The organism is Hwanghaeella sp. LZ110 (assembly GCF_048892525.1).
GTDB lineage: Bacteria > Pseudomonadota > Alphaproteobacteria > UBA8366 > Aestuariispiraceae > Pacificispira.
Genome location: NZ_JBLZHT010000008.1, coordinates 20,968 through 37,699, shown reverse-complemented (window position 1 = coordinate 37,699; position 16,732 = coordinate 20,968). Strand labels below are relative to the sequence as shown.

General features: G+C 57.1%; 9 protein-coding genes. 2 read left to right on the top strand and 7 right to left on the bottom strand.

The genetic code is table 11. From position 1 onward, the window contains the following. Positions 1–299: 299 nt before the first annotated feature. The 5 genes from rsmI to ACOSDM_RS15550 all read right to left on the bottom strand — a co-directional run bounded on the left by rsmI (position 300) and on the right by ACOSDM_RS15550 (position 12,489). On the bottom strand, positions 300–1,622 hold the full coding sequence (gene rsmI / locus ACOSDM_RS15570; RefSeq protein WP_420725472.1) for a 16S rRNA (cytidine(1402)-2'-O)-methyltransferase: 1,323 nt from the start codon (positions 1,620–1,622) through the stop codon (positions 300–302). Continuing rightward, positions 1,619–2,290, bottom strand: coding sequence for a hypothetical protein (locus ACOSDM_RS15565; RefSeq protein ID WP_420725471.1), 672 nt, complete (start codon positions 2,288–2,290; stop codon positions 1,619–1,621). Before ACOSDM_RS15565 ends, rsmI begins: the two co-directional genes overlap by 4 nt. Positions 2,291–2,410: 120 nt before the next feature. Beyond that, a complete protein-coding gene (locus ACOSDM_RS15560; protein ID WP_420725470.1) occupies positions 2,411–10,384 on the bottom strand; it encodes a FecR domain-containing protein in 7,974 nt (2,657 codons plus the stop codon). Positions 10,385–10,804: 420 nt separating this feature from the next. Next, entirely contained in the window at positions 10,805–11,794 is a 990-nt protein-coding gene (msrP, locus tag ACOSDM_RS15555) for a protein-methionine-sulfoxide reductase catalytic subunit MsrP (protein ID WP_420725469.1), read from the bottom strand. 116 nt (positions 11,795–11,910) lie between these two features. Beyond that, on the bottom strand, positions 11,911–12,489 hold the full coding sequence (locus ACOSDM_RS15550) for a YqgE/AlgH family protein (protein WP_420725620.1): 579 nt from the start codon (positions 12,487–12,489) through the stop codon (positions 11,911–11,913). A 201-nt stretch (positions 12,490–12,690) separates the two neighbouring features. Between ACOSDM_RS15550 and ACOSDM_RS15545 the strand changes: the two genes are divergently transcribed. Next, positions 12,691–14,883: a protein-disulfide reductase DsbD family protein gene (locus ACOSDM_RS15545; protein ID WP_420725468.1), complete on the top strand. Its 2,193-nt coding sequence runs from the start codon at positions 12,691–12,693 to the stop codon at positions 14,881–14,883. Positions 14,884–14,995: 112 nt separating this feature from the next. Then, positions 14,996–15,478, top strand: a complete 483-nt coding sequence (locus tag ACOSDM_RS15540; RefSeq protein ID WP_420725467.1) for a peroxiredoxin — start codon at positions 14,996–14,998, stop codon at positions 15,476–15,478. Between the two features lie 78 nt (positions 15,479–15,556). On the opposite strand, the gene ACOSDM_RS15535 is transcribed toward ACOSDM_RS15540, so the two are convergent. Continuing rightward, complete coding sequence (locus ACOSDM_RS15535) at positions 15,557–15,784, bottom strand: hypothetical protein (RefSeq protein WP_420725466.1); 228 nt, start codon at positions 15,782–15,784, stop codon at positions 15,557–15,559. Between the two features lie 113 nt (positions 15,785–15,897). Then, positions 15,898–16,716 carry a phosphodiesterase gene (locus tag ACOSDM_RS15530; RefSeq protein ID WP_420725465.1) on the bottom strand — a complete coding sequence of 273 codons (819 nt, stop codon included), beginning with the start codon at positions 16,714–16,716 and terminating at the stop codon, positions 15,898–15,900. Positions 16,717–16,732: the final 16 nt, after the last annotated feature.

Below are 16,732 nucleotides of genomic sequence, written 5' to 3'. Positions count from 1 at the left end.
TTGAATGAACCGTCACCCCGGACTTGATCCGGGGTCCAGGGCGGCAGGTAACGATTTAGACGTGCTACCCTTAACAGCCAACACCATTCTCATCCTGAGGAGCGACAACGCCGCGTCTCGAAGGAGGGGATGTAAGGGGTGGCGCTTGCAGCGAGCACACCCTTCGAGACGCTGCGCTCCTCAGGGTGAGGCATTGGTTTTTTTGATCCGGGGTCCAGGGCGGTAGGCGCGATAGGTGCGTGTGGCCCTGGATTCCCGCCTGCGCGGGAATGACGATGGAGTGGGTTTAGAGCTTCCCCCTATTCCAGCGCATCCTTCATCGCCTGCACCTTAGCAAAGCCGTCGCGGCGGGGGATGTTGGTGGCTTTGGCGAGGGCGTCGCCGAGCGCCTTGGTGGGCAGGCCGGCGGCGACGAGGCTTTCCAGCATGCGGTCGATTGCGCCCGCATCGGCGGGGGCGGCGGGGGCGTCGTCTTTGGGGGGAGCGCCGGCCAGGATCAGCACCAATTCGCCATTGACCGCCTCCCCCGCCTCAATCCGGGCCAGGACCTCTGCAGCGGGGCCGGTTAGGACCTTTTCGCCAAATTTGGTGAGGTTGCGGCACAGGGCGATATCGCGGTCGGGTAGGATTTCGGCGATTTCCGACAGGGTCTTTTCGATGCGGTGCGGGGCCTCGTAAAAGACGCAGGTATAGGGGGTGGTGCGCAGTTCTTCGAACCGGGTGCGGCGCAGGGTTGGCTTGCGCGGCAGGAAACCCATAAAGCGGAAATCGTCTGGCGGGATGCCCGCGATAGAGAGCGCGGTGGTGACGGCATCGGGGCCGGGCACGGCGGTTACGGTCAGCCCGACCTCTCGCACCGCGCGGACCAGGGGGAAGCCCGGATCGCTGATCAGCGGCATGCCTGCATCGGAGACGAGCGCGAGGCGCGCACCCTGGCGCAGGCGGTCGATCATCTCTGGCGTGCGGGCACGTTCGTTATGGTCATGAAAGGCGGTCAGGTGGGCCTCTATGCCAAAGGGGGAGAGCAATTCCTTGGTGGTGCGGGTATCCTCGCACAGGACCATATCGACGCTTTGCAGCACCGACAGGGCGCGGGGGGAGAAGTCATCCATATTCCCAATGGGCGTGCCGACCAGATAGAGGATGCCGCCCCCCCCACCCGGGCCTTCGGAATCCTGGGCCTCTAACGGTGCGACGGTGATTTCCAGTTCCGCGCCTTCCTGCTGCAACGCCTTGATCAGGTCGCGGTTTAGCTGGGACGCGCCTTTATCCAGCCCGATGCAGAAGGTGCGCGGTTCCGGCGTTGGCATGCGCCGCCAGATCAGGGGGGCCCCTGCCTGATATTTCGGATTGATGCGGGCGGTCGCGGTGTCTTCATGGGGTCCACAGCGCAGGGTCATCTGCACCGCACCGCGCAGGGTCAGCAAGGCACCCTCGTCATATTGGGCATCGACCCCAATGATACAGGTGCCAGACGCGGTCAGGTCCAGATCGCGCGTTACCTCAAATGTCTTGGCATGAGAGGCGCGGATATTGGGATGACCCTTGCAGTGGATCAGGACAGGCTTTGCCGGATGTTTCATGGGCGCAGGATTGGCGGGCGTCGGGCCATTGTCAATCACCTCCCCTGCCAAGTGGGATCGGCAATGGCGTCGATCATCAGTGTGGCACGGGCAGAGCCCCGCACCAGATGGCGGCCCCAGGCGCTGCGGATCGGGGGATCGCCGTGGATCAGCTCCCGGTTCGTGACGGTAAATCCGGCGGTCGCATAGGCGGTGATCAAGTCGGGATTATCGGCAGGATCGACAATATCGCCCATGCCAAGGCGCTCCAGATAGGGGCGATCCTCAAACACTGAATAATTCAGCAGCACGCTGAGCCTCGCCTCTGGCTTGCACAGCGCACGCAGCGATGACAGATGCTCGATGGCAGGCTGGGACACGATGCGCATCAGGGAGCCCCAGGGATATTGAACCGTTAATTCATCGGCTAGACCGGCAAAGGGGCCGGGCAGTCTTTCCGCCGCCGCCCGAACGAACAGGGCATTGGGCAGCCCCCCCTTTTTGGGCGAGCTGCGGGCTGTGCGGGCGCTGGCCGCCATGTTTTCCGCCACCGCATCAATGCCGATACACAGGCGGTTTATCTCTTCTCGCGCTGCATCCAGGATGAATTTTCCCTGGCCGGTGCCAACATCGATCAGGACAGAATGCACCTGACGGCAGGCCGCGTCCAACAGGGCGGGCTCCAGCGGCGTCACCTTGCGCCCAAGGATCTGATCAAATGTGCTCACGCCGACCAATACTTTCCAAATTCATGATGGGATACGGGCCCGTCTTACCGTATTGGGCCGGAAATGAAAAACCCCGCCATTGCATGCAAGGCGGGGTCATTCAGTGCACAGTTTGATCCGTCAGACCTGCGGCGGTTCGGTATCTTCAATGGTGATCTTGAAGTCCACGCCCTCATAATTGATGACATGTTCGCCTGCGGCATATTGCTGATCGTTGATGGTGACCGTGTCTTCGCCATCTTTCAGGATCTTCAATTCGTCGCGGTCATCGGTCATCTCCATCAGGTCATCGACCGACAGGGACATATCAACCTTGCCCTCAACCCCGGTGACATCCAGGATTTCGATATTCTGGATCGTGTTGGCCAGGTCATCGCCAGACAGGCTGTTGCCTGCGGCATTTCCACCGCCCAGTTTCAGGGTATCGGTGCCGCTGCCGCCATCAAATCCGGCATTCAGTCCCTGTAGGGCAGCCGCGCCATCCAAGTCATTGGCGGCATAGGCATCCGCAATGGCCTGATCCAGCGTACCGAACCCGGAGCCATCCTGTGTCTGCGCCGCCTGTTGCAGGTCACTTATGTCGTAATGCCCCTCATCATCGCCAGCACCACCGACCAGCAGATCATTATCCCCTGTCGCGATCAGCACATCATTGCCATCGCCGCCTGCGATCAGGTTGGCGTCGTCATTCCCGATCAGGACATCATCGCCCGCCCCGCCCAGAACATTTTCGGTGCCATTCCAGACGGAACTGGACAGGTCGACATGCAGGTTTTCGGTGACACCGGCGGCAGCGACGGCCCAATCGGTGCCTTCGCCCATATCAATATCGTCAAAGCGCGTGCCCAGATCGGCATCCGTGAAGTCACGCAGAACGCCATTTTCATCCACCTGCCAGGCTTCCAGGCCAGGGGCCAGTTCTTCCGCTTCAATCGTGAAGCCCAGCGTGTCGCCATTGGAAGACAGGGTCAGATAATCATCATCGTCATCACCCTGATTCCAGCCACCTTGATTCCCGAACAGATAGAAATTGAAGAAATGCAGCAACTGACCCCATCCATGACCATTGTGATCATGATTGTGGTCATTGTCTTCATCGTCACCCTCATCCCCCTGGTCATGACTGCCCTGACCAGACCAGCCGTTAGAGGCCGCCAGGGTTGTGGCACCAAAGGCGATGCTGCCAACCACGACGTTGGAATTGGCCGATACATTGCGCAATTCGATATTGGTTTCCTGATCACGACTGACAGTGATCCCTGGAATTTCGATGGTTTGGAAAGCCCCTTCATGGCCATTCGCCTTCACCGTCGTGGTGAAGGTGCCATAGGATTGCCCACCGATCAGAACTTCGAACTGACCAGTGCTGCCCCAGCCCAATTTGCCAACTTCCAGCACCAATGTTTCGGTCGCAGTGGAGGGTACGGTATCAATATCCGAAACGGTTGCCCCGGTTTCGCTGGCTTCTGTCAGATACAGGGCGGAATTCTGTGCCTCATCCGAAGAGTCGATCAAATCCGGCGCATCAGGCATCGCCACCCCGACAGAGACGGAGGCCACGTCAGACTGATTGCCATCATCGTCAATAACACTGACGCCAATCACACGGGTTCCAGGCTCCGGCACACTGTCATTGCTGGACAGGCGTACAGCAGCCAAAGCCTCCTCATAATCCGCAAGGGAGGCATCGCCGGAGATCACCAGCTTATAGCCCGTGGCGGTCTGTGTCGCTGTTTCCAGCGTCAGGCCGAAACTGTCCAGAAGGTCCGTATCAACGTCCAGGGCATCCCCGGCCTTGAAGCCCGAAGAGATTTCGACCGTCGCCTGCATCAACAGGTCCCCATCGAAATCAGAGATATCAACACCATCCAGCACCGCAACGCCCCCGGTCAGCGCATCAGTATCCAGCGACAGATCGTCTGGTTGCGTGACTTCAGGTGCGAAATCGACCAAGGCACCGCCAACGGTGATCTGCAAATCTTCGTAATTTTCGAAATTGATGCCCAGGCTGGCAATCGTATGCGGCCCGGCACTATTCTTATGGGCAGCAACGGTCGCCGCTGCGATATCAGCAATCACGGCGTCAAGATTGGGATGGTTTTCGCTGAGTGCGATGCGCAGAACATCATCGCCCGAACCGCCATTCAGGTTCAGGGACCGACCAACTTCATTGGGGTCGATGGTCACAACCGTCAGGTCATCGCCAGCACCCGCATCTACGGTGTCTGATCCACCATCGGCATAGATTGTGTCATTGCCAGAACCACCCGCCATCGAATCATCGCCAGCGCCACCATACAGGGTGTCATTACCAGTGCCGCCATCCAGGCTGTCATTGCCTGCACCACCATACAAGATGTCATTTCCAGCATCGCCGCTGAGCGTATCATTGCCGCCACCGCCGGTAATCGTGTCATTGCCGCCGCCGCCCGACAGGGTATCGTCCCCTTCCGTGCCCGTCACAACATTGTCGCTGTTATCGCCAGTAAAGACGATCCCGGCATCCGGGTCCGGGACAACGATGCTGCCAACGTCGATGGGGCTGCCATTGATGTCGACAATTGACAGGGCCTCAACCCCCCGCACATCCAGGCCAAGCGCAGAGAAAACCTGTGCCCCTGTGGCCGCATCACCCGACTGAACGAATTCAACCAGGGCATGAAGCTCGTCAACGATTGTCTGATTTTCCAGATCCCAGGGCATCACTGTCAGGGTCAGCGTATCGACCCCCGCGCCGCCATCGACGACATCAACCCCCACGCCATCACTGATAACACGCAAGGCATCATTGCCGCTGCCCCCCAGCAGGGTATCAGCGCCTTCGCCAGAAATCAGCGTATCGGCCCCGGCCCCGCCTTCCAGAATGTCATCCCCCGCACCGCCATTCAGCACGTCGTTAGAGCCCTGCCCGGTTCCATCGTCGACAGAAACAGTAAAGCTCTTGGTTTCCGTGCGGGAATGTCCGCCACCATCAGGGTCGCGATCTGTTACCCGCGCCGTGACGCTAAGGTCGAAATCAGCCGTTCCAGGGGGAACGATCAACTGTACTGACTCCAAAGCATCTGAAGCCAGGGTAACGCTGCCCCCGGTCACCAGCAGTTCGCCGTCCTGCCACAGCTGAACACCATCGGGCAGGCCGGACAAGGTGACGGTCGCGATTTCAGACCCGTCTATGTCGGTCACGGCCGCTGCGATATCCAATGAGACGGTTGCGCTGAGATTATCGCCATCGCCGATCAGATGGTCATTGCCATCGCCACCCAACAGGGTATCGCTGCCAGCCCCGCCGATGATCGTATCATCGCCTGAGGTTCCGATTTCCGTTGAAGAGTCAGCGCGGCCCAGAACCACATTCACATCACTGACCGTGAAGTCCGGCGCATCCGCACGGGCTGCAACGGTAACATCCAGGGTTTGCGACGTGCTTTCCGATGAAACGCCATCGCTGGTCGATACGGTCACGCTTAGGTTAAAATCCACGCTGGAATCTTGTGGCGGAATGATCGCCAAACCGTCCAACTGATCAACCGTCAGATTGACAGAACTGCCTTCAAAACTTTCCCCCGCAGAATTGGTCAGGGTCGCGCCGTCTGGAATATTGGACAGCGTGACGCTGACAGTCTCGCTGGGATCGACATTGCCGATGGTGATGTCCAGCGGGATGCTCTCGTCTTCCGCGCCGCTGGCGCTGACCAGGGAAATTGTTGGCAGGTCCAGATCCGGGGTAACGCTGACAGAAAAGTTCTTTTCCACCACTTTCGATGCGCCGCCATCGGCCTCCGTCGAAATCGCCCGCACCGTCAGCCCGACACTGCCCGAGAAATTCAGCGGGGTAATCAAAGACAGACCCGCCAAGGCATCTGCTGGGACCTCAACCGGATCACCGCTATACGTGACGCCATCAGCATCTTTCAGAACGAAGCCTTCATCCAGACCGGCAATTTCTACCGTCAGGCTTTCCGACCCATCCGTATCGGACAAGGCCGCGCTGAGGGACAGGGCAATCGGCTGGTCTTCAATGCCGACGACAGAATTAACCGTCAGGCTGGGTGTGTCTGCCACCGGATCAACCGTCACGGTCAGGCTGGACGACAATTCCGCCGTCTGATCGCCATCCTGCGCAGTTGCGGTAATGGTCAGGGTGAAATCCGCATCCGAATTTGCGCCCGGCGTAACGGTCAATCCCGTCAGTTGGTCTGGCGTCAGGACAATCGGACTGCCGCTGAAGGTATCGCCTGCCGTATTGGTAAGAACGGCATCTTGAGGCAGGCCCGCAATTGTAACACTGACTGCATCCCCACCGCTGGAGGCACTGGCATTTATGGTCAGCGGAATGCTGCTGTCTTCAGATCCCGTTGCGTTCAGAACGCTAAGGACCGGCTGCACCGCAACGGCCCCAAAGGTCACACCCAGGGTTTCGGTTACGCTGCTGACACTGTCGCCTTCTGTCGCGGTTGCCGTCACGCTGAGCGCGACAGAGCCTGCGAACCCGGCCAAGGGAATCAGGGCCAGGGAAGACAAAGACGCGGCAGGAATGGAAACCGGGCTGCCTGAATAGGTATTGGTCCCATCGCTGAGGGTGAAGCCCTGTGGCAGGCCGCTGATTTCGATGCTCAGCGTTTCCGATCCATCAGTGTCGGTCAGCACAGAGGAGATCGACAAGGGCACTTCCTGCCCTTCCAGACCTTCCGCCTGGACAACATCCAGGGTTGGCGCGTCGGCAACGCCAATCACGGCGACACTGAATGTCTCCGTCGATGTCGCCTGGGTTCCGTCTTCTGAACTGGTCGCCGAAACCGTCAGATCAATCGTGCCAGAGAAATTCAGCGGCGGCACCAACTGCAGACCCGCCAGTTGATCAGGCGTCATCGCCGACGGATCGGTGATATCCTGGCCTTGCGCATCCAACAGGCGCGCGCCCTCGGGCAGGCCCGAAATCGAAACCGTTATCGCTTCTGACCCATCGGCATCCCCAGAGGCGACATTCAAGGACAAGGCAATCACGCCATCTTCTGTGCCCTGAATATTGCCAACCGAAATGACAGGATCATCTGCAACGCCAGAAACCGAAACCATCAGCGATTGTGTGGCAACCGCCGTGCTGTTGCCGTCCTGGGTCGTTGCGGTCACTGTCAAATTCATGTCGCCGGAATAATCCGCTGGGACTTGCACCGACAGGCCACTGACACCATCCGCAGGAATATTGGCAGGATCAACAGTATTCCCGCCTGCATCCACCAGCGTCGCGCCGGATGGAAGGCCTGAAATAGCAACCGTCAGCGTTTCATCACCATCGGGCAGTCCAACGGACAGTCCCAACGCAACTGTTCCACCTTCCAGTCCTGTGGCATCCTGTGCCTCGATGACCGCTTTATCGGCAACCCCTGCAACATCAACGGTGAAGTTTTGGCTGACCGTTGCGCTGGTCCCGTTTTCGGAACTTGTCGCGACAACGCTGAGAGAGAGCGTGCCGGAATAATTCGCAGGCGGTTGCAATTGCAGGCCAGACAGGGCCGCGACTGGCACATTCGCTGGGTCCAGCAAGGTGCCTTCTGAATCGGTCAGAAATGCGCCAACGGGCAATCCTTCTATCTCAACCGTCAGGGTCTCCGACCCATCCGCGTCGCCTTGTGCCACAGAAATAGACAGGGAAATTGCCCCATCTTCCGACCCGGATGCATTGCTGACCGTCACAATCGGATCATCAGCGACCCCCAGAACAGGAACCGTGGCGGTGGTTTCCGTCACACCGGACGCATCGGTCAGGACATTCTGTGCCGATACAGAGACATCCAGATCCAGATTCTGATCCGAATCCGGCGGCAGTTGAATGGACATATCGCCCAATTGCGCCACGGTCAGGGAAATGGCTGTGCCGCCCGGAAATTGCGTTCCATCCGAAGCGGTCAGAACGGCCCCTTCAGGAATGCCTGTCAGGGATACCGAGACGCTTAAGAACGGGCTGTCGGCCCCGTCATCCAGCGTCAGGCTCAACGCGACCGTGCCATCCTCAACCCCTTGGGTGAAACTCAGTGTCGGGGTAAAGCTGGGATCCGGGAAATTGCCCGCAAATTCAACATTTTCGACACCACTGATTTGCAGGCCCAAAGTGTCAAAGGTGCGAACGGTTTCCGTATCCCCGCTGGCAATGAATTCTTTCAGCGCGATCAAATCCGACACGAAATCGGCGTTCAGCGCCTGTTCATCGGTGAAGCGCAGGATAACCGTATCGTCTCCTTCGCCCCCTTCAACAATGTCATAGACCCGGTTTTGCGCAGCGTCGCTGTCGCCAAATTCGAATTCTTCGGAATCGGACTGTCCTGCTGTTTCAGAAAATTCTACCGTGCCGCCTTCCAGCGTCACCAGCAGGATGTCATCGCCAGCCTCCCCGCGCAGCAGGTCATTGCCGGTGCCGCCATCCAGGATATCGTCACCAGCCCCGCCGCGCATATCATCATTGGACGTGCTGCCAACGACGGTGTCATTGCCATCCCCGGCATCCACCACCAGGCGCTTGCCCGCTTCTGCTGCGGCGACGACATCATCGCCAGCGCCGGTATTTAAGATAACCGTGCTTTCGGCGATATCGGTGCCGACAAGGTTTCCAATCGAAATAGAGTCGCTTCCGCTGCCGGTATTGACCCCCAGTTCTTCAACGCCATCCATATTGATTGACGTGCCAATGCCGCCAACTTCATTAATCAGGACATTCCCGGAAGAATCCTGACCGACACTCCACCCCGTGCCGGACGTGACGCCCGACGCATTGATGGTGAACAGGTCAAAACCGCTGCCACCAATGACATCATAATTACCGCTGCCATAGCTATAGGTATAGGAGCCACCGGAATTGCCGAATGTGAATGTCTGGAAGGCGCTGCTGCTGCCACCACTTACAGTGCCACCACCAAAATCCGAGACGGTGGGTCTGTTGTTGTCCGATACGCTGCCATTGAAAAATGGGCTGCTGCCGCCGGGGCTGCTGCCGCCAAGGGTTCCAATTGGTGCCTGGGTGTCATTTCCCAGCCCTGCATTGAGGATTCGTAAAAATAGCCCGCTCTCTGTGAGGCCGGCTATCGCACCGCTGGGGCCTGCGGCGGTGTCCAAATCATCCAACTGGTCCGCCAGATCCTCCAGTTCATCTGCACTCAAGTCATCGGGATCATTACCCCCGCCGTCGTCATCTTCCCGCAATTGCGGCGCGTTCGGGCTGAAGTCGATGGCATCGCCATAGGTGGCGGTCTGTGTATCCGGGTCCATGGTAAAGACGTTGCCTGGTGCCGTGAAGGCAGAGGTGACAATCGTAGACTGACCAATCGAGCTTAACAGAACCTGACCGGCGCTGTTTTCCACCACGACCGCCCCTTCAAACAGGGTGACGGTGGCGTCGCCTTTTTCCTGATCCACATTGACGCCGTATTTCGTGCCGCGAATACCGATCGTGGCAACTGGCGTGCGGACCTGCACGTCTTCTGGATTATTGTGCCCAATCTGGCCGCTGGCAAAAACAAACGCCCCCTGAACGATATCGAACAGTTGAGACCCGGATTGCGCAGAGGCGTCATAGACCATCTCGTCAATCGAGATTCGGGCATCGCCGCCCATCGACATGGTGCTGTTATCCGCGAACACGATCCCGACCGCCGAATCACCGCCGGTGACGATCACATCGCCTTCATAAATCGGATCGCCTGCGCCCAGTTCAACTTCAACACCGCCGCGTTGCGCCGTCACAATCCCCTTCAGGCTGTCGACGGAACCGGCAGGTTCTCCTGTTGCATCACTGGTGCCAGTCTGGGCGACCTGAAGGTCGGGCACCATTGGTCCTGCCAGTTGTGAAACCAGGCCGCCATTTACAACCGCCCCACCATCTGTGGCCAAATCCGGGGGCGCACCCCCGCCTGCAAAGTAATCAACGACAACGATTGTTTCGCCACTGGGCAGGATAATCTGAAGATCGGGGCCGACATGTGAATATTCCCCCAACAGAACGTCATCCCCACCGGGTACGACGGTTGGACCATTGGCGTTCAGTTCGACGAAAGTTTCGCCCTCTGAACCGTTCTGAGCCTGCAAGGCCTGAAGAATATTCATATTCCGTTACCCACAATCTATTCCAAGAGACCCTTAACGCTGGCGCTGGGGTCAGGATACAAAACCAGCTAAATCCAATATAAAATATATTGTCCGCACTCTTCGGTGATGGTCGTCACACTTCGACCGACGACCCACCTACTTTCTGGCCCGGATCCAAGGTTTTTATCGGCTTCGACGATCCATGACCCTCGGCACAAAACCTCTTTAATCCATATGCTTGCGATATAGTCGCAAGGCCATCACACCAGTATTTCTTGATAATAAGACTTTTTGCAAATTCTCCCAATTTCTCTGATTAAAATTTCCGAAAATTTACATGGTATTTTAGCTAATTTTGAAAAATAAAAAGGCCCATTCCAGAGAGGACGCTCCGGAATGGGCCTCACAATAGCGTTCTATTTCAATGCGTTGTGTTCTTTAGCGATACAGCCGATCCCCGGCACTCTCACGAATATCGTCATACATACTGGCGACAAACTCACCATATCCATTATAGATTTTCGTGGGGACTCTTTCACCGGTTGTCAGCAATTGTTCCTGTGCCTGGGACCAGCGGGGATGCGGAACATCCGGATTCACGTTGGCCCAGAATCCGTATTCACTGCTTTGCAACTCTTCCCAATAGCTGACCGGGCGCTGATCGGTGAAGGTGAAGCTGACAATCGACTTGATTGATTTGAACCCATATTTCCAAGGCAGCGCGATGCGCAACGGGGCCCCGTTCTGCTTGGGCACGGGTTTGCCATACATCCCGGTCACCAGGAAGGTCAGGTCATTCATCGCCTCTGCCATCGTCAGGCCTTCCGTATAAGGCCAGGGATACCAATCAGCGGACAGATTCGGCATGGTTTCCTTGTCAGCCAATGTCTGCATTTTGACGTATTTCGCGTCATTAGTGGGTTTTGCCAGCGCGATCAGTTGCGACATTGGAAAGCCGGACCAGGGCACGGTCATTGCCCAACGCTCAACACAGCGGTGGCGATAAACGCGCTCTTCCAACTGAACCTTTTTCAAAAGGGTATCGATGTCCAGCGTCATGGGTTGTTCGACCATGCCATCGATCCTGATTTCCCAGGGGCGGATTTTCAGCGCCTGGGCTTCTTCGGAAATGCTCTTCTGGCTGCCAAATTCATAGTAATTGTTATAGGTGGTCGCATCCTTTTCGTCGGTCAGACCGCGCTCTGGCACCTTATACAATTCATTGCGGGGAACCGGATATAGTCCAGCGGACGGGTCGGTATCAGCAAAGGCGCGGCGGCTACCGCCAATGCCGGTTGCCAATGCAGTCCCGGCCAGAAATGCGCCACTGGCCAACCCCTTCAACAATTGGCGACGGTTGTGATAGTCGCTCTCGCTGATGGCGGCGGATTCAGGCAGTTCCCATCCCCGTTTGATCTTGATTAGCATTGAAATCGCGCTCCCTCAAAAACTGTGACCACGCCAAAAATCCGGCGCCTGATCCCAAATTTGAGCGAAACAGCGCTGGCGTCAATTGCAGGTAACGCGGACGTGAGAAAGTATGTTCAGGCGCGACCACTGTCTGATGACAAAAGATTGGGGTCAAATCCCAGCAACGCGACGGCGCGGTCCCATTTCTCCTCTAACGAGGAATCAAACAGCAGGCTGGCATCGCCCGGAACCGTCAGCCAGGCGTTTTCCTGTATTTCTGAATCCAGTTGCCCTGGCCCCCAACCGGCATACCCCAACGCCAACAAGGTTTCCTGGGGGCCCGCCCCTTCGGCAATATCGCGCAGAATATCAACAGTTGCCGTCAATCCAATGCCGTTATCCATAACAACGGTGCCTTCGCGCATATAGTCCGTTGAATGCAGGACAAATCCCCGCCCGGATTCGACCGGACCGCCAAAATGCACGCTGATCGGATCACCGATACCCGCGCGACTGATATCCAACTGTTCCAGCAATTCATCGAAGGTCAGCGATTCTACATGCCGATTAACCACCAGGCCCATCGCCCCTTCTGCATTATGCACACAGACGAAAATCACCGTCCGCTGAAAGCGTGGATCATTCATGCTGGGCATCGCCACCAGGAATTGTCCGGTTAAGTATCCAGAATGATTATGGGTTTTTTCTGGCATCGGCCCCGCATCATTGGTTTGAGTTGGCTTTGACATTGATCCCAGTCTATCAAGAAATTATGGCTTAGTTCCAGCGTCATCGACACATATCAAAATTATCAAGCGACGAAGGGCCGCACGCAGTTGTGAGTTTTTAGCAACCGTCATCTGGCCTATATAGGGGGCTGTATTCAAAGGCACAGCCGAAAACATTGGATTTTTATGCAGTTTTCAAATGCGATCCAGTCCAGGTTTCTTAAGGCATTCCATGCCGGTATCGTCGCAGTCACCCTGTTGATTGGCAGCGCCGGGTCAAGTTATGCCCAAGAAAACCCTGGGGAAAGCGCCTGGGACGGAAACGAATATGCCTCTGCCCGGCTGATTTCTGCAACAACGGCGGTCGGTCAGGATGAAGCCCTGCGGCTGGGCCTGCAATTTCGCATGCAGCCCGGCTGGAAAATCTATTGGCGCAGCCCTGGCGACGCGGGACTGCCCCCTGTCGCAGATTGGACCGGGTCAGACAATGTTGAGGCCGTCAGCATGCAGTGGCCGGTTCCCAAACGGTTTGAAATTTTTGATATCGGGACTTTGGGGTACGAAGATGCGGTCGTCTTTCCCCTGACAGTGACCCCCATCCATTCCGGTGCGCCAATCCAGTTGAATGGAGAGATTGATTTCCTGGTCTGTGCAGAAATCTGCATCCCCGGACATGCCAGTGTCGCCCTGGACCTTCCAACCGGCAAACCCGACCTGGCGTCGGGGGCGCATCTGATCGACCAGTATCGCGCCACCGTACCTGCCACGGATACCGCCCTGGCTGGAATGACTGTCACACATGCCAGCCTGCAACACCGCCCCCAGGATCAGGTGGAACTTGGCATTACCGTGACCGCACAGGGCGCCCCCTTTACCCAGCCCGACGCCTTTATCGAAGGACCCGGTGGTGCCTATTTTGACGCGCCAAAAGTGTCCCTGTCTGATGACAAAATGTCAGCAGTTCTGCGCGTTACCGCCCCGCCCCGAATGACACTGACATCCCTGCAAGAAGAAGGTGTAACGGTGACCGTGGTGGATGGTCCGCGTGCCCTGGAATCCCATATCACGCCCATTCAAGATGCCCTGCCTCTGGATAGTGCCATGGCCGGGCCGACAGATCAGATAACGCTGTGGACGATCCTGGGTATAGCCCTTTTGGGGGGGCTGATTTTAAATCTGATGCCCTGTGTATTGCCGGTCCTCTCTCTGAAGCTGATGTCGGTTCTGGCGAAATCCGGCAAATCTGCCGCGTCAATTCGTGCCGGGTTCCTGGCGTCTTCCGCCGGGATTATCGTTTCCTTCCTACTCCTGGCGGGGGCCGCGATTGGCGTCAAACAGGCTGGCCTCAGCGTTGGCTGGGGCATCCAGTTCCAACAACCGGTATTCCTGGCCCTGATGGTCGCGCTGATTACCTTGTTTGCCTGTAATCTGTTGGGACTGTTTGAGTTTCGTTTGCCCGGACGCCTGGGGGATCGGGCGGCTGCAATGGGTGCGGGACGCGATAGCCTGTTTCACGATTTCCTGACCGGGGCCTTTGCAACCCTATTGGCGACGCCTTGCAGCGCGCCCTTTCTGGGAACGGCCGTTGGCTTTGCCCTGGGCGCGGGCCCGTTGGAAATTCTGGCTGTTTTCCTGGCGCTGGGCTTGGGATTGGCGCTGCCCTATCTGATGGTCGCCATGGTCCCCGATTTGGTGCGGTTCCTGCCGCGTCCCGGCCGATGGATGCTGGCACTGAAAGGGGTCCTGGCCTTGGCCCTGGCAGGCACGGCGGCCTGGCTGCTGACCGTCCTAAGTGCGACGATAGGCACAGAAAACGCCTTGGCTGTCGGCGCATTGGCCCTGTTGGCCGCACTGGTCCTGGGAACCCGTAAACTTGCAGGATCCAGGTTGGCGCGGGCCGCCTGGCCCGTTTCCGCCGTCCTGGCCCTGGCCGCAGTACTGGCCCCCCTGACAATGACCCCGCACAGCCCGACCGCCGGTGGGCAAAGCCACGCCGATGCTTCAGGCATTCAGTGGCAACAATTTGACCCTGGCGCGATTTCCAATCTGGTTGCAGGTGGCAAAACCGTCTTTGTCGATGTCACGGCGGATTGGTGCGTCACCTGTCAATGGAACAAGAAAACGGTTGTAGAGGTTGGATCTGTCGCTGACTGGCTGTCAGGGCCCGATGTGATTGCCATGAAAGCCGACTGGACCCAGCCGGACCCGGTTATTTCCGACTTCCTGGCCCAGCATGGACGCTATGGTATTCCGTTTAACATTGTCTATGGACCTGCCGCCCCACAAGGCATAGCGTTGCCGGAACTGCTGACTGCCAACGCGGTGAAATCCGCTGCCGTGCAGGCAGATCCACAGGCGCGCATAGCGACCTCAGATTAAGAAACAGGACCCTCTGGACAAGTCCTGAAAACCGCTTATGTCCAGATACGATTAACGGCGGTCACAAATCAGGCGTGGCCCATTACAAACCAGATCAAAGGGAAGCAAACCAATGAGCATACAAGAAGGCGAAAAAATTCCTGCCATTGCATTAAAGAAGATGGGCACGAATGGGCCTGAAGAAGTTGATACGGCAAAGTATTTTGCAGGCAGTAAGGTCGTCCTGTTTTCGGTTCCAGGTGCGTTTACCCCGACATGCTCTGCCAAACATGTGCCGGGATTCGTGCAAAATGCCGACGCCTTGAAGGCTAAGGGCGTCGACAAGATTGCCTGCCTTGCGGTCAATGACGCCTTTGTCATGGGCGCCTGGGGCAAGGACCAGGGCGCAGACGATAAGGTCGATATGCTGGCCGACGGTTCCGCCGCCTTCACCAAGGCCCTGGGTCTTGAATTGGATCTGGTCGCGGCCGGTCTGGGCGTGCGCGGTCAGCGGTTCGCGATGGTGGTAGACGATGGCACCGTCACCCATCTGGCTGTTGAAGCACCGGGCGCTTTCGAAGTTTCCTCCGCAGAGGCAATCCTGAAAGCCCTGTAAATCAGTGGGCCAATACAGCGTTACATTGACGCCCCCGTCCTGGTTACGGGGGCGTTTGTGTTTTCCAGCACATTGCGATTACTGTGCTGCGTGACGGGAAAACAGATACACGATATCTGACCCGTTCGTATCACCGATATCGCGGCGCAACAGGGCCAGCGTCCGGCTGCATTCTTGTGCATAGGGACAGGCATCGCGAATACTGCATGCGGACAAATGCTTCTCAACGCGCGATGCACCGGACTCGTCCAGATCCCCGATCATACGATACGCGTTGCTAACAGCATTCTTGCATGCAGATATCATGTCATCACGCTCCTACTACCTTATATTCATTAATGATAAAGCAGCAGGTATTAACGTGTGCTTAACGCGGCATATTTCTCCACCAGTGTGTCACAATACCCGATAGTGATTGATTATAAGAAAGAACCATCGCTGTTAAAGAACGGGTGGGGACCGTCAAATTGGCCAATCGGGCTCAAATGCGAAACGACCTGTCCTTTGTCGCTGACATTGAACACTCTCAGCAGTGGCGGTTCCAGTGTGTATCCAGGCTGCCCAGTTGGGTCAAAATCCAAAGACACAGCATGGGCAGGACTTGGGGCGATGCTGACGCCAATGCCGTTCAGGACCGTTTCGCAGGCCCTGTGAACATGTCCACAGGCGATATGGCGTACCGTGCCTGCCTTTGTCAGCACCTCAAAAAACCGTTCAGACTGACGTAAATTCTGTACATCCATATGATGGATGCCGGTTTCGAAGGGCGGATGATGCATGAAGATCATAGCCGGGATATCTGGGCGCGCTTTCAATGTATCTGCCAGCCATGCCAGACGGCTTTCGCAAAACTGTCCATGGGATTCGCCTGGGACAGAACTGTCCAGCACAATGCCGCGCAGATTTTTCCATTCGATCACATATTGCAGCGGGGCTTTGGGGTCATCGTCATATCGGGGATCGGGAAAAGCCTGACGGATGCCGGCACGGTCATCATGATTGCCACAGGCCAGATAAAACGGAACGGTAAGGCCTGATAGGATGGAATACAAAACCGCATATTCTATGGCCTTACCGCCATCGACCAAGTCACCTGTTATAAAGACGGCATCCAGATCCGACGCCATGCTATTGATATGGGCGACTGCGGCTTCCAAATACCGGGCAGTATCAACCCGCCCATAGGCCAGGGTTGCAGGGGCTTTTATATGTGTGTCGGTTAATTGCGCGATGCGCATAGGATCATCCTTATGA

Coding starts and splice junctions, on each gene's coding strand:
- ACOSDM_RS15535 (WP_420725466.1), bottom strand. CDS start 15,784: ATGATATCTGCATGCAAGAATGCTGTTAGCAACGCGTATCGTATGATC.
- ACOSDM_RS15560 (WP_420725470.1), bottom strand. CDS start 10,384: ATGAATATTCTTCAGGCCTTGCAGGCTCAGAACGGTTCAGAGGGCGAA.
- ACOSDM_RS15530 (WP_420725465.1), bottom strand. CDS start 16,716: ATGCGCATCGCGCAATTAACCGACACACATATAAAAGCCCCTGCAACC.
- ACOSDM_RS15540 (WP_420725467.1), top strand. CDS start 14,996: ATGAGCATACAAGAAGGCGAAAAAATTCCTGCCATTGCATTAAAGAAG.
- ACOSDM_RS15545 (WP_420725468.1), top strand. CDS start 12,691: ATGCAGTTTTCAAATGCGATCCAGTCCAGGTTTCTTAAGGCATTCCAT.
- msrP (WP_420725469.1), bottom strand. CDS start 11,794: ATGCTAATCAAGATCAAACGGGGATGGGAACTGCCTGAATCCGCCGCC.
- ACOSDM_RS15550 (WP_420725620.1), bottom strand. CDS start 12,489: ATGCCAGAAAAAACCCATAATCATTCTGGATACTTAACCGGACAATTC.